Raw genomic sequence first — 13,114 nt, 5'->3', positions numbered from 1 at the left:
TTCTGCTGATTCACAGCCGTGACTGACGAACGGTATTTGCTGGCGATTTGCCTGGCCCCGTAAATGCAGCGCCGTTCTACGCCTGCTTTGAAAAACCGTTAAGGACAGGCCAAATTCGCAGTGTATGATGGTCGGCCCTTGCGAAGGGGGTTCGTGTCACAGGGCTGTCGCTTGAGGGTGGCAGGCTGGCGCGGACCCTGAACTTCAAGTTTTTACACCAGGAGATATCAATGAGCGTACTCGTAGGCAAACAAGCCCCTGACTTCACCGTCCCGGCCGTACTCGGCAATGGCGAGATCGTTGACAGCTTCACCCTGTCCTCGGCCATCAAAGGCAAATACGGCCTGGTGTTCTTCTACCCACTGGACTTCACCTTCGTCTGCCCGTCCGAGCTGATCGCTCTGGACAACCGCATGGCCGACTTCAAGGCACGCAACGTTGAAGTGATCGCTGTGTCGATCGACTCGCACTTCACTCACAACGCATGGCGCAACACCCCAGTAAACAATGGCGGCATCGGCCAGGTGAAATACACCATGGCTGCCGACATGAAGCACGACATCGCCAAGGCTTACGACGTTGAATCCGAAGGCGGCGTGGCTTTCCGTGGCGCGTTCCTGATCGACGACAAAGGCGTTGTCCGTTCGCAGATCATCAACGACCTGCCGCTGGGCCGTAACATGGAAGAGCTGATCCGTCTGGTAGACGCTCTGCAATTCCACGAAGAGCACGGCGAAGTCTGCCCAGCCAACTGGAAAAAAGGCGACAAAGGCATGAACGCTTCGCCAGAAGGCGTTGCGGCTTACCTGACCGAGAACGCTGCAGCCCTGTAAGGCGCAACGTCGAGGTACAAAAAACCGGCCCACGTGGCCGGTTTTTTTATGCGGAGAATTAATTGAAACAGCCTCTCGGCATCATTTGTTTCAAATGTTCGGAAAAAATACTGGATGAGTGAACAGTGGCTGGATAGGGTTGTGCTCGAGCGATAACGGGGTACGAAGGCGACTGCCTTGTCCTGAATCGCGCCTCACTTCAGTAAGGACGGTGCAATGGATTGCATGATGCAGAAGGGGATTCAAATGCCGAGTAGCTTGGACGTTGCGGATTATTTCCTCTGCCTGGAAGGGCATGAGGGCGAGATATCCAATCTCAAGATTCAAAAAATGGTTTATTACGCTCAAGGGTTCAGTCTGGCCGTCCATGGTGAGGCTCTCTTCCCTGAAAAGCTGGAGGCGTGGATGCACGGGCCGGTGGTCCCGGATCTGTATCGAAGATTCAGCCAATTTGGATCGAGTGCCATTCCTCCTCCAAGTGATTTCAATCCAGATCTTTTCAGTGCCAAACAACAAAGTCTGCTCAACGAAGTATTCGACGTTTATGGCCAGTTTTCGGCGTGGAAACTACGTCAGTTGACGCATGAAGAAGCCCCTTGGCGTAGAAACTTCAAGGAAGGGGAGTTCAGCCGAGAAATTCCCGCCTGTGAGATGGAGGAGTATTTCCGGGAGCATTTGGTGAACTGAAATGGCCAAGTTCAAACGCAGGGAACGCGATGCGGCAATTACAGTAACGGCACGGACGTCCACCATCGAAATAGATTCATCGGAAGCGCGACCTCCGGTTTTCTCATTTGAGTATTTGCAGAATGGCTGGTGCATTCAAGATTGCGAGGCCGTCGAACGGTCGAAAATGCTTGAGCGTCTGAGGATTCTGGGAAGAATGCCGTGGAGAGAATTGCGCAGAGAGCATAGGCATCGATATGGCTGTGAAACAATTGAGAGAAACAGTCTGAAAGTGGGAATTCCTGCTTTTTTGACAGGTGATGTCAGATTGCTGGTGTTTCGGGCTTTTGAACGTGTAGCGATGGTGGGATACAAGAGCCATCGGATTTTTTATGTCGTGTGGATTGATCGAGAATTTAAGCTCTATAAGCATTAAACAAAAAAACCGGCCCACGTGGCCGGTTTTTTTATGCGCGGGATTTACCCGACGACCCTCAATCAGTCGTCGAAGTCTTCCCAGCCGCCCATCTGTTTCCAGCGGTTGACGATGCCGCAGAACAGCTCAGCGGTTTTCTCGGTGTCGTAACGCGCCGAGTGCGCCTCGCGGCCGTCGAAATCGATGTCAGCGGCCTGGCAGGCTTTCGCCAGTACGGTTTGGCCGTATGCCAGACCAGCCAGCGTCGCGGTGTCGAAACTGGAGAATGGGTGGAACGGGTTGCGTTTCATGTCCAGACGCGCAACGGCTGCGTTCAGGAAGCCAAGGTCGAAGCTGCTGTTGTGCCCGACCAGAATCGCGCGCTTGCAGCCATTGGCCTTCAGCGCCTTGCGAATGCCACGGAAGATGTCGGTCAGCGCGGTTTCTTCGCTGACCGCCATGCGCAGCGGGTGATCGAGTTTGATTCCGGTGAACTCCAGCGCCGCAGCTTCGATGTTGGCGCCTTCGAACGGCTCAACGCGGAAGAAGTAGGTGTGATCCGGGTATACAAAACCCTTTTCATCCATGGCGATGGTGGTCGCGGCAATCTCCAGCAGAGCGTCGGTGGCCGAGTTGAAGCCACCGGTCTCTACGTCAACGACAACCGGCAGGTAGCCGCGAAAGCGTGCTGCCATCGGGTGACGGGAGCCGCCGCCACCACTTTGACCGTCCAGTTCGTCGTCGAAATGGTCTTCACTCACGCGTGTTCCTCCAGCAGGCGCCAGCGCAGTTTTTCACCGGCGCGCAGCGGGATAACGGTCAGCTCGCCAAACGGCAGGCTGGTCGGGGCGGTCCATTCTTCACGAACCAGGGTGATGCGATCGGTGTTCGCCGGCAGGCCGTAGAAACGCGGGCCGTTGAGGCTGGCGAAGGCTTCGAGTTTGTCCAGCGCATTACGCTGTTCGAAGGCTTCGGCGTACATCTCGATCGCGGCGTACGCGGTGTAGCAGCCGGCACAGCCGCAAGCGGCTTCCTTGGCGTGCTGTGCGTGCGGCGCCGAGTCGGTGCCGAGGAAGAACTTCGCGCTGCCACTGGTGGCGGCGTCGAGCAGGACTTCCTGGTGCGTATTGCGCTTGAGGATCGGCAGGCAATAGAAGTGCGGCCGAATCCCGCCCACCAGCATGTGGTTGCGGTTGTACAGCAGGTGATGCGCGGTGATGGTCGCGCCAACGTTGGCCGAGGCCTCGTTGACGAACTGCACGGCGTCGCCGGTGGTGATGTGTTCGAACACCACTTTCAGCGTCGGGAAGCGCTCGACCACGCGGCGCATGTGCTCGTCGATGAAGATCTTTTCGCGGTCGAACACATCGACGTCGCCACGGGTGACTTCACCGTGGATCAGCAACGGCATGCCGACTTCGGCCATGGCTTCCAGTGCCGGGAAGATCTTGTCGATGCTGGTTACCCCGGAATCGGAGTTGGTGGTCGCGCCGGCCGGGTACAGCTTGGCTGCGTGCACAAAACCACTGGCCTTGGCTTCACGAATTTCTTCGGGCTGGGTGCGGTCGGTGAGGTACAGCACCATCAGCGGTTCGAAGCGACTGCCGGCCGGGCGGGCAGCGAGAATCCGCTGGCGATAGCTGTCGGCTTCAGCGGCGTTGCGCACCGGTGGTACCAGGTTGGGCATGATGATGGCGCGGCCAAAAGTGCGCGCAACATCGGCAACGGTATTGGTCAACACGGCACCATCGCGAAGATGAATGTGCCAGTCGTCGGGACGCAGCAGGGTCAGGCGGTCGGACATGAGGGGATTCCAGGCGGGTCAAACTGAGGCGAATGCTACCGGAAAAGACTCTTGCAGGCACTCGCTATCAAGTTTTGCCGGAACCTTCCGATATCCCGTAGGTATGCCGTAAACATAGTGTGAATCGGTCTTTGTGTTTCAGAAGCCAATGGAGCCTCCCGTGCGCCAGCGTTATTTAGCCTTGCTCAGTGTGTTTGCCAGCCTTCCCGCGATGGCGCTCACGTACCAGACCCGTCTGGAGAACATTGAGTGGACGGTCGCCGGCGACAAGTTCGAATGTCGTCTGACCCAGCCGATCACTGATTTCGGCTCAGGTGAGTTCGTGCGCAAGGCCGGCGAGCAGGCGATATTCCGTCTGAACGCCTACAACGCCATGCTCGGCGGCGGTTCTGCAACGTTGCTGGCAGCGGCTGCGCCTTGGCAGCCGGGCCGTGGTGACATTAATCTGGGCTCTGTGCGGCTCGGCAGCGGCAACGTGCTGTTCAGCAGTTCGCAGTCCCAGGCCGGGGGGCTGATCAGCGGCCTGCTGGACGGGCGCAGCCCGGTCGTGCGTCGCGCGTCTGGCGATGGCCGTGTCTCGGAAGTACGCCTGTTGCCGGTCAAGTTCAGCAAGGCCTTCAACGATTACCAGACATGTGTGGCGAAATTGCTGCCGCAGAATTTTGACCAGATCAAGCAGTCGCAGATCGGTTTCCCCGGTGAAGGCGTTGACCTCGACGCTGCCGCCAAAGCCAAACTGCAAGTAATGCTTGAGTTCATGAAGGCCGATCCGACGGTCAATCACATCGAACTCGACGGCCATTCCGACAACAGCGGTAATCGCCTGACCAACCGTGAACTGTCGCGCCGCCGCGCGCTGGCGGTGGTCGACTTCTTCAAGGCTAACGGCATTCAGGAATCGCAGATCACCGTGCGTTTCCATGGCGAGCAATATCCCATTGTGCCGAACACCAACGCGGCCAATCGCGCGAAGAACCGTCGGGTCAATGTCAAACTGGCGCGCGTGGCGCCGGTCGCGGCTCCGGCACCGCAAGCGAGCACGCCAGCCAATACTGCGGCGACTTCCTGACCCGCCGGTCATCGTCGCGCTCTCGACAGATTCTGTCGCTTTGTCGTCTTAAGCTGTCGCGCCTCTGTAAATTATCGCGTTGGAGCGGTAGACTCCTCGGCTTTCCGTAGAACCCCGTGGAGTGATGGCATGGCGGACGTAAACAAGGTCGTTCTGGCGTATTCCGGCGGCCTGGACACTTCGGTGATCCTCAAGTGGCTGCAGGATACTTATAACTGTGAAGTGGTGACCTTCACCGCTGATCTCGGGCAAGGCGAAGAGGTCGAGCCGGCCCGCGCCAAGGCTCAGGCCATGGGCGTCAAAGAAATCTACATCGACGACCTGCGCGAAGAGTTCGTGCGTGATTTCGTGTTCCCGATGTTCCGCGCCAACACCGTTTACGAAGGCGAGTACCTGCTGGGTACTTCCATCGCGCGTCCGCTGATCGCCAAACGTCTGATCGAAATCGCCAACGAAACCGGCGCTGACGCCATTTCCCATGGCGCCACCGGCAAGGGTAACGACCAGGTGCGTTTCGAACTGGGTGCCTACGCGCTCAAGCCAGGCGTGAAAGTGATCGCGCCTTGGCGTGAGTGGGACCTGCTGTCTCGCGAGAAGCTGATGGACTACGCCGAGAAGCACGCGATCCCGATCGAGCGTCACGGCAAGAAGAAGTCCCCGTACTCGATGGACGCCAACCTGCTGCACATCTCCTATGAAGGCGGCGTGCTGGAAGACACCTGGACCGAGCACGAAGAAGACATGTGGAAATGGACCGTCTCCCCGGAGAACGCTCCTGACAAAGCGCAATACCTGGAACTGACCTACCGCAACGGCGACATCGTTGCACTGGACGGCGTCGAAATGACTCCGGCCACCGTGCTGGCGACGCTGAACAAGATCGGTGGCGCTCACGGTATCGGCCGTCTCGACATTGTCGAAAACCGTTACGTCGGCATGAAGTCCCGTGGCTGCTACGAAACCCCGGGCGGCACCATCATGCTGCGCGCTCACCGCGCCATCGAATCGATCACCCTGGACCGCGAAGTCGCTCACCTCAAAGACGAGCTGATGCCGAAATACGCCAGCCTGATCTACACCGGTTACTGGTGGAGCCCAGAGCGTCTGATGCTGCAGCAGATGATCGACGCTTCGCAGGTCAACGTGAACGGCGTTGTGCGCCTGAAGTTGTACAAAGGCAACGTGATCGTTACCGGCCGCAAGTCCGACGATTCGCTGTTCGATTCCAACATCGCGACCTTCGAAGAAGACGGCGGTGCTTACAACCAGGCTGATGCCGCGGGCTTCATCAAGCTCAACGCGCTGCGCATGCGCATTGCTGCCAACAAGGGCCGCAAGCTGTTCTAAGCGTTCTGGTCTGAAGCGTAATGAAAAGGGCGGCCTTGTCATCGAGACAAGGCCGCCCTTTTTGCATGATTCTTTGTTTGCGTCTGATTGAAGCCTGTTCCTGGTCTTGGCATCTGTGGCTACGACTCATCTTTCATGCCCGTCCCAGCAGCGTTACCGCCTGTGCGCAAAGGTTATAAACAATACAAATCGTTTTGCCTGAGCCTTTCCTGACGTGCCTGATCTTCAGCAATGAATGCTGCGTCAGTAAAACATCCGATACATGATTGGAAAGAAACACCACTACCCGGGGAGTTTTCCGGTCCAGGTTCCGGATGTTTTCCAGAATCGTGGCTAACTCTCTCGATGCATCGACACCCCGAACGTCGATGAGGTGCAGGTCACTGACCCACGCGGGCAACTGAATGTTGTGCTGAACAATCAGGTTCGATTTTGAATTGATGGCCGAGGGCGGGTCAGGTGCGTTGTGGACTTTGCACGCGTCCTTGCATTCGGTTGGGCCTGACTCGCTGGGCACGATACAACTTGATAGTCCAAATGTCCCTTGCGTGGCTGGCTCCAGGGGCGGTGTGTTTCGTTTGTTCTCGCGATCGTTGTTATCGATTACTTTAAGAAAGTTTTTGTCCTTGCCGAAGTCCGAGGGTGAGTAGAGGGAACGGTAATTAAAGTTTAAAGTTATAAAAAATAGAAACAGCAAGTAGAACGGAAAGCTGATCAGAAACCATACGTAGATCTCTCTGTCCTTGTTGTCTAGAAAAGGCAGCGAAATGGCGGCTGATGTTTCCGAAATAGCTGCAAATATGGCAATTACCGTCATTGGGTTAGTGATTTTGTTTTTTATTTTCAGCATGCTTGTACTCTTGTGTTTGATCTGTCTCGTTGGTGATAAGTTTGTGTGGTTGAGTAGCTTGGCAGGCGGGTTTCAAATACTTGTATTTATAGCAAAAGTATTGTGTTAGGTATAAATATCTTGTTTCAAGTGTTTATATCGGGTTTGAAGTTGTGAGGTTGGTGTGTCGGCTGTTGCATTGTGTTTCGGGTTAATAATCAAAGTTCTCGGCCGAGCGCAGATTTGCACGTGTCATGGCCGTTCGGGCATAGTGAAACTCAGCGATAAGGCATGATTTCTGTGTCGCTAGTCGTAGTCTGTAACAAGTTAAAAGCGAAATATTTCCGTGAGCGGAGGAGGAAATAACGTCGGATGTTTACTGGGGGTAGCGGCTTTTTGTAGGAATAGTCCGCAATGACTGTAGGGTATGTCTCTCGATGCTGGTGCGTGTTAACACTGCCATGCCATAGAGCAAGTGACTGGGCTATTGTGCGTGTTCTCAAAATTCGAACAGCGAAACTGGACTTGCCCATGAATAAAGTGCTGATCGTGGATGATCACCCTGTCATTCGTCTTGCGGTACGTATGCTGATGGAACGTCATGGCTACGAAGTCATCGCAGAAACTGATAACGGTGTGGATGCGTTACAACTTGCTCGAGAACAAATGCCGGATATTGTCATTCTGGATATTGGAATACCCAAGCTTGATGGTCTGGAAGTTATCGCGCGCCTGACTACGACGGCCATGCCTATTAAAGTTCTGGTGTTGACCTCCCAGGCTCCCGGGCACTTTTCAATGCGCTGCATGCAGTCGGGAGCGGCCGGCTATGTCTGTAAACAACAGGACCTGACCGAGTTGCTCAGTGCGATCAAGGCGGTATTGTCGGGCTATAGTTATTTTCCCAATCAGGCTTTGCATACAGTCCGCACCAGTCTGGGCAATGCCAGTGAAGCCGACATGGTGGATCGTCTGTCCGGTCGGGAAATGATGGTGTTGCAGCAGTTGGCGCGAGGCAAGACAAACAAGGAAATTGCCGATGGCATGTTTTTGAGCAACAAAACCGTAAGCACCTACAAGACGCGCTTGTTGTTGAAGCTCAATGCGAGATCCCTGGTTGATCTGATCGAGTTGGCGCAGCGTAATGGTCTGGTCTGAATGTATCGATGGCTGACAGGGTGATGGGCCGGTCGAACTCAGCTAGCCGCAGAAAGTGAAAAGCCTCCATTTCGGGAGGCTTTCAAATATCAGTCATCAAAATCGTAATCGGCCAATTGCTTTTGCAGTCGGCGCTCCTCAAGCAGGTTATCGATCGTACGGCGCTTGCTGAGATTGGTCTTGGCGACTTCGACCACAGGTTCGGTGTCCTCAGTTTCCGCAGCGATATCATCATCTACATCAAGTGGCTCTTTGTCGCTACTCATCAGCTAACTCCCGGCTAAGAATGCCTTTGGCGCTCCTTATATCGATATTCCTGCGGCGGGTAAAAAAGATTTTTTCAATCGACTTATCAATTATTCCAATAGCCGGTCAATCGTCCGAAGTTTTCTCCTTGTACTCGCACAGGTCTTCGATCCGGCAACTGCCGCAGCGTGGCTTGCGGGCCAGACACACATAACGGCCATGAAGTATCAGCCAGTGATGAGAGTCGAGAAGGAATTCTTTGGGTACAAACTTCATCAGCTTCTTTTCCACTTCGACCACATTTTTACCCGGTGCAATGCCGGTGCGGTTGCTGACCCGAAAGATATGAGTGTCGACGGCCATGGTCAGTTGGCGGAAAGCCGTGTTGAGTACGACGTTGGCGGTCTTGCGGCCCACTCCCGGTAGGGCTTCGAGCTCTTCACGGGTTTGCGGGACTTCGCTGCCATGGCGTTCGACCAGCAAGCGGCAGGTCTCGATGACGTTCTTGGCCTTGCTGTTGTAGAGGCCGATCGTCTTGATGTATTCGGATAGCCCCTCGACGCCCAAAGCGTGGATCGCCGCTGGCGTGTTGGCAACCGGGAACAGCTTTGCCGTGGCCTTGTTGACGCCGACGTCTGTCGATTGCGCCGAAAGAATCACCGCGATCAACAACTCGAACGGCGAGGAGTAGGCCAGTTCGGTCTTCGGTTCCGGGTTGTCTTCGTGCAGGCGGCGGAAAATCTCCAGGCGTTTTGCTGCATTCATGAGCGATGTGTTTCCTTGGATATCGAGTTCGGGCGAACTATCGCCTGACGCGCCGCCAGCAGCAGCGCCAACAAAATAAAAGCACCGGGGATCAACGTGATCAGGTGCAGCCCTTCGCCAAATACAACAAGACCTGGCCAGTGTTCGAACAGTCCCCGGCCGAGACTGCCGTGACCGACGAGTTCACGCAGCCCGGCGAGCCCGAGCAGCAATCCGCCGAACATACCGCAGAGTTTGAGCCGCTCGATCCACGACTGTCGCCAGAAACCGTTGTGCTCCAGCACCACGCATTGCAAGGCGATCAGGCCGACATAGAGGCCGAAGGTTTGCTGCCAGGGCAGAAACCAGCGTTGCGCCAAAAGATCTGCGCAACTGGTGAGGGTCGCGGCGAGCAACACGCTGGCGAGCAACACGCTTTTTTCTGTGAGTCGTGGTCGCAAGGCAGCCATGCACAGGCCATACAAGCCTGCGACAGTAACGAACATCAATAATGTCCCCACACCACCTGCCAGTGAGTCACTGGTGCCAAGCAGCAATGTCAGCATCAAAGTGTTAGAGAGGACTGCTGATCGGTTCATGTTCCGCTCCCCAGCAGCGCGGCCCGATGTTCATCGAAGTAGCGCAGGGCATCATGGATCGCGCTGATGGCTGCGCGCGAGGTGATGGTCGCGCCAGCTATTTGATCAAATTGTCCCTGATCCTTTTGCAGCGCCCATCCCGCATCAGTCGGCTCCTTGCTCGATGTGCCGATAAACGACTGTAGCCAGGTATTCGGCCAGTCACCCAGATGCCCGCCGAGTCCTGGCGTTTCCCTTTGTTTAAGGGTTTTTACACCGAGCAATTTGCCGTTGGTATCGATGGCGATCAACAGTTCGATGGCGCCCGCATAACCCTGGGTTTGACTGTGCAGCAAGATCGCAACGGTCTGGCCGCGTTTGGTCGCGCGATAGCCACCCGTTAAGGTGCTATGGCTCAAGTTCAAGTCTGCCAAGGCCAAAGGCTGCTCGAGCGGTTGATTGTCGTAGGCATCGAGTGGAAGCAAATCCAGCAGTTTGCGGCTTTCGATCCAGTGCTGCCCGCTGGCAATTTGCGCTGCAGAACTACGGTATAAAACATAAGTCGCAGCGACGCCGATGACCGCCAACAGCAGGACAATAGACGCGCTGGCCGTGCGATTCATGGGCGCACCTCTGACTGACGGCTCGCGGCAAATCGCTCCAGCGCAGGCACGCAAAGATTCATCAGCAGCACTGCGAACGCCACGCCATCCGGGTATCCACCCCAGGTTCGAATCACGTAAGTCAGCAGCCCGACACTGCCTCCGAACAGCAGACGGGCAAGCGCGCTTTTAGCGCCAGAGACCGGTTCAGTGATGATAAAGAACGCCCCCAGCATGGTCGCGCCACTGAGTAGGTGAAACAGCGGTGACCCATGCGAGTCCGAGCCGGAACCGTTCCAGCACAGCAGACTGATGACAAACAGGCTGGCGAGCATGCCCACTGGCGCATGCCAACTGAAGACGCGGCGCTGCAGCAGAAACAACCCGCCGGCGAGGAACGCCAGATTCACCCATTCCACACCGTGTCCGCCCCATCGACCGAAGGCTGGATTGCTGGTGAACAACTCGTCCATGGTCAGGCTTTTATTGATGCGCAGGCTGTCCAGTACGGTGGCCTGGACCCAAGCATCCGGCGCCTGACCTGCGCCGAACACTTGTTGAAACGTTGCCGTCAGATCCAGGCCATGAGCCGGCCAATGGGTCATTGGTTGCGGGAACATCACCATGGCCAGGGCAAACCCGAGCATTGCCGGATTGAACGGGTTTTTGCCGACGCCGCCGTACACGTGCTTGCCGAACAGCAGACCCGCAGCCATGGCCGTTACCGTCAGCCACCAGGGGCAATAAGGTGGCAGGGCAGCAGCCAGCAATGTCGCGCTGACCAGCGCGCTGCCGTCGCTCAGCGCTGGCTGCAGGGGCTGTCGACGCAGGTGCAGGACCGCTGCTTCGACAATCAGTGCTGTGGTGGCCGCCAGAATCAGATTGATCAACACCCCCCAACCGTATAGCCAGAACAGTCCGAGCAGCCCCGGCAAAGCGGCCAGCAATACCAGCTTCATTGCCTGTTGCAGGCGATTGTTCGGTGCCTCAAGGGGCAACATGATCTTGCACCTGGCGCTCGGCGTCTTGCAGGCGGGCGCGGGCCTTGGCGAGGATTTCGGTGGGCGTGTCGGCGCGCCGTTCGAGTTTGTTGAGGTCGGCGCGGGCGTAGGCCAATTCGGTTTTCAACTGGCGAAGCTGGCTGTCGACCTGGCGTTTTTCGACGCGCACCAGGTCAGGCAACGGCTGATCGCTTGTAGCTTCGGCGGCGTGCAGGGCCTGTTCGGCATCGCGTAGTGCTTGTTCCAGCGCGGCGATCTGTTCGGGCGCCGCTTCGGCGGTTTGGGCTTTTTTCAGTTCGGCACGACGCATTGCCAACTGGATTTTTGCCCGTTTCAAGTCGGCATCTTTCGCCGGGGCCGTGACTGCCGGGGCAGGCGGGGCGCTGCTTTCAAGTTTCGCCAAGGCCTGCTCGGCCGCGTCGAACTGCTGCTGCAACACGATCAATTGTGCCTGCTGCTCGAACGTCGGCGGATGACCGAAGGCTTTCAACGACTTGTGCAATTGCGCGCGGCTCATCGCTACATCAATTTTGGCTTTCTTCAGCGCCGCGTCAACGGTGGCGGCTTTCTGCGCACGCACGCGTTGCAATGCTGCCTGCACCGGATCGGTCGCGGTCACTTCAGGCTGCACCGCCCGTTTCGCCCGCGCTTCACGCTCAGCCTGTTTCTGTTGTTCTTCGCGGTGCAAGCGCTCGTTTCGGCGCTCGAAGCGTTGACGCGCGTGATCGCGTTTGGCCGCGCGCGCGCGCTGCTCGTCGAGACTGACGGCGAGGCCGCCCACCACCGGCAACGTGCCCGGCGACAATGGATGCATTTCGATGCAATCCACCGGGCACGGTGCGACACACAGATCGCAACCGGTGCACTCGTCGACGATGACCGTGTGCATCAGTTTCGCCGCGCCGACGATCGCGTCGATCGGGCAGGCCTGAATGCACTTGGTGCAGCCAATGCATTCGGCTTCACGGATAAACGCCACTTGCGGCGGTGCCGAGCCGCGACTGATGTCCAGCTCCAGCACCGGCACTTTCAACAGTTCAGCCAGCGCCGCGATGGTTTCGTCACCGCCCGGCGGGCACTTGTTGATCGGCTCGCCCTCGGCGATGCCTTGTGCGTACGGTTTGCATCCGGGATGGCCGCACTTGCCGCATTGGGTCTGCGGCAGGAGGGCATCGATGCGTTGAATCAGACTCATGTTTTGATCAGTCCACTGAATCCGAGAAAAATCACTGCGATCAGTCCGGCGCCGATCAGATCAATCGGCAGGCCACGAAAGGGCAGGGGGATATCGTTGTCGGCCGTGCGCTCGCGCAAATCGCTGAAGAGGCTCAGCACCAGCCAGAAACCCAGCCCGGCGCCAAGACTTAGCGCTATTGCCTGCGGCAGGCCTTGATCGTTTTGCGCGTTGATCAGTGCCAGCCCGAGCACTCCGGCATTGCCCAGCAACAATGGCCATAGCCCGTCGAAAGGCAGACCGTGAAAGCCGCCGGACAACAGTTTCAGCAGCGGTGCGATCAGCAACACACTCAATGGCAGAAACACGAACAGCCGCAGGGCTTCAAGATGAAGCGGCACCAGTAGCCAATGCCAGATCACGTAAGCGGTTACGCCCGCAACCAGCATCAGGCACAACGTCGCCAGTCCCAGCGCATGCACCTGGCGACGACTGCCCGCCAGCAGCGGATCGACGCCCAGGGGCCAGTGCAACACGAAGTTGTTAAGCAGCGCAGCACTGATAAGCGTAAGCACGAGTTCGGTCATGGTTCTGCCAGAGAAACGGGCGGCTATCTCATAAGGTTAGGCATTATCCAGCAGCCACGTA

General features: G+C 56.9%; 16 protein-coding genes. 6 read left to right on the top strand and 10 right to left on the bottom strand.

Annotation, left to right across the window (positions count from 1 at the left end; genetic code table 11):
• Positions 1-230: 230 nt before the first annotated feature.
• From J0G10_RS24825 to J0G10_RS24815, 3 genes are all read left to right on the top strand, one after another.
• Positions 231-833 carry a peroxiredoxin gene (locus J0G10_RS24825; RefSeq protein ID WP_003227723.1) on the top strand — a complete coding sequence of 201 codons (603 nt, stop codon included), beginning with the start codon at positions 231-233 and terminating at the stop codon, positions 831-833.
• A gap of 216 nt (positions 834-1,049) precedes the next feature.
• On the top strand, positions 1,050-1,520 hold the full coding sequence (locus J0G10_RS24820) for a Panacea domain-containing protein (protein ID WP_095048291.1): 471 nt from the start codon (positions 1,050-1,052) through the stop codon (positions 1,518-1,520).
• A 1-nt stretch (position 1,521) separates the two neighbouring features.
• Positions 1,522-1,935: a hypothetical protein gene (locus J0G10_RS24815; protein WP_093430578.1), complete on the top strand. Its 414-nt coding sequence runs from the start codon at positions 1,522-1,524 to the stop codon at positions 1,933-1,935.
• Between the two features lie 62 nt (positions 1,936-1,997).
• Here the strand turns inward: J0G10_RS24815 and rnt are convergent, their stop codons facing one another.
• The gene (gene rnt, locus J0G10_RS24810) at positions 1,998-2,675 is read right to left on the bottom strand and encodes a ribonuclease T (RefSeq protein ID WP_007916667.1); all 678 of its coding nucleotides are present in this window, start codon (positions 2,673-2,675) and stop codon (positions 1,998-2,000) included.
• The gene (pyrC, locus tag J0G10_RS24805; RefSeq protein WP_095125872.1) at positions 2,672-3,718 is read right to left on the bottom strand and encodes a dihydroorotase; all 1,047 of its coding nucleotides are present in this window, start codon (positions 3,716-3,718) and stop codon (positions 2,672-2,674) included. Before pyrC ends, rnt begins: the two co-directional genes overlap by 4 nt.
• A gap of 160 nt (positions 3,719-3,878) precedes the next feature.
• Between pyrC and J0G10_RS24800 the strand changes: the two genes are divergently transcribed.
• Both J0G10_RS24800 and J0G10_RS24795 read left to right on the top strand, forming a co-directional pair.
• Positions 3,879-4,787 carry a flagellar protein MotY gene (locus tag J0G10_RS24800; protein WP_095125871.1) on the top strand — a complete coding sequence of 303 codons (909 nt, stop codon included), beginning with the start codon at positions 3,879-3,881 and terminating at the stop codon, positions 4,785-4,787.
• A gap of 129 nt (positions 4,788-4,916) precedes the next feature.
• Positions 4,917-6,134: an argininosuccinate synthase gene (locus J0G10_RS24795; protein ID WP_007916658.1), complete on the top strand. Its 1,218-nt coding sequence runs from the start codon at positions 4,917-4,919 to the stop codon at positions 6,132-6,134.
• A gap of 133 nt (positions 6,135-6,267) precedes the next feature.
• Here J0G10_RS24795 and J0G10_RS24790 read toward each other — a convergent pair whose 3' ends face one another.
• Positions 6,268-6,984, bottom strand: coding sequence for a hypothetical protein (locus tag J0G10_RS24790; RefSeq protein ID WP_095048288.1), 717 nt, complete (start codon positions 6,982-6,984; stop codon positions 6,268-6,270).
• A gap of 510 nt (positions 6,985-7,494) precedes the next feature.
• Between J0G10_RS24790 and J0G10_RS24785 the strand changes: the two genes are divergently transcribed.
• Positions 7,495-8,121, top strand: a complete 627-nt coding sequence (locus tag J0G10_RS24785) for a response regulator transcription factor (protein WP_064119001.1) — start codon at positions 7,495-7,497, stop codon at positions 8,119-8,121.
• A gap of 89 nt (positions 8,122-8,210) precedes the next feature.
• On the opposite strand, the gene J0G10_RS24780 is transcribed toward J0G10_RS24785, so the two are convergent.
• The 7 genes from J0G10_RS24780 to J0G10_RS24750 all read right to left on the bottom strand — a co-directional run bounded on the left by J0G10_RS24780 (position 8,211) and on the right by J0G10_RS24750 (position 13,053).
• A complete protein-coding gene (locus J0G10_RS24780) occupies positions 8,211-8,387 on the bottom strand; it encodes a PA3496 family putative envelope integrity protein (protein ID WP_093430574.1) in 177 nt (58 codons plus the stop codon).
• A 106-nt stretch (positions 8,388-8,493) separates the two neighbouring features.
• Positions 8,494-9,132: an endonuclease III gene (gene nth, locus J0G10_RS24775; RefSeq protein WP_038369071.1), complete on the bottom strand. Its 639-nt coding sequence runs from the start codon at positions 9,130-9,132 to the stop codon at positions 8,494-8,496.
• Positions 9,129-9,710, bottom strand: coding sequence for an Rnf-Nqr domain containing protein (locus J0G10_RS24770; RefSeq protein WP_093430572.1), 582 nt, complete (start codon positions 9,708-9,710; stop codon positions 9,129-9,131). Before J0G10_RS24770 ends, nth begins: the two co-directional genes overlap by 4 nt.
• The gene (locus tag J0G10_RS24765) at positions 9,707-10,312 is read right to left on the bottom strand and encodes an RnfABCDGE type electron transport complex subunit G (RefSeq protein ID WP_095048287.1); all 606 of its coding nucleotides are present in this window, start codon (positions 10,310-10,312) and stop codon (positions 9,707-9,709) included. Before J0G10_RS24765 ends, J0G10_RS24770 begins: the two co-directional genes overlap by 4 nt.
• Positions 10,309-11,292 (bottom strand): RnfABCDGE type electron transport complex subunit D, encoded by a 984-nt coding sequence (locus tag J0G10_RS24760; protein ID WP_220556930.1) that lies wholly within the window; start codon positions 11,290-11,292, stop codon positions 10,309-10,311. Before J0G10_RS24760 ends, J0G10_RS24765 begins: the two co-directional genes overlap by 4 nt.
• Positions 11,279-12,487, bottom strand: coding sequence for an electron transport complex subunit RsxB (rsxB, locus tag J0G10_RS24755; protein ID WP_220556929.1), 1,209 nt, complete (start codon positions 12,485-12,487; stop codon positions 11,279-11,281). Before rsxB ends, J0G10_RS24760 begins: the two co-directional genes overlap by 14 nt.
• Complete coding sequence (locus J0G10_RS24750; RefSeq protein ID WP_095048284.1) at positions 12,484-13,053, bottom strand: electron transport complex protein RnfA; 570 nt, start codon at positions 13,051-13,053, stop codon at positions 12,484-12,486. Before J0G10_RS24750 ends, rsxB begins: the two co-directional genes overlap by 4 nt.
• Positions 13,054-13,114: the final 61 nt, after the last annotated feature.

Origin of the sequence: Pseudomonas germanica (assembly GCF_019614655.1) — a bacterium.
GTDB classification, from domain to species: domain Bacteria; phylum Pseudomonadota; class Gammaproteobacteria; order Pseudomonadales; family Pseudomonadaceae; genus Aquipseudomonas; species Aquipseudomonas neuropathica.
This window is presented reverse-complemented; position numbering and strand designations above follow the sequence as displayed.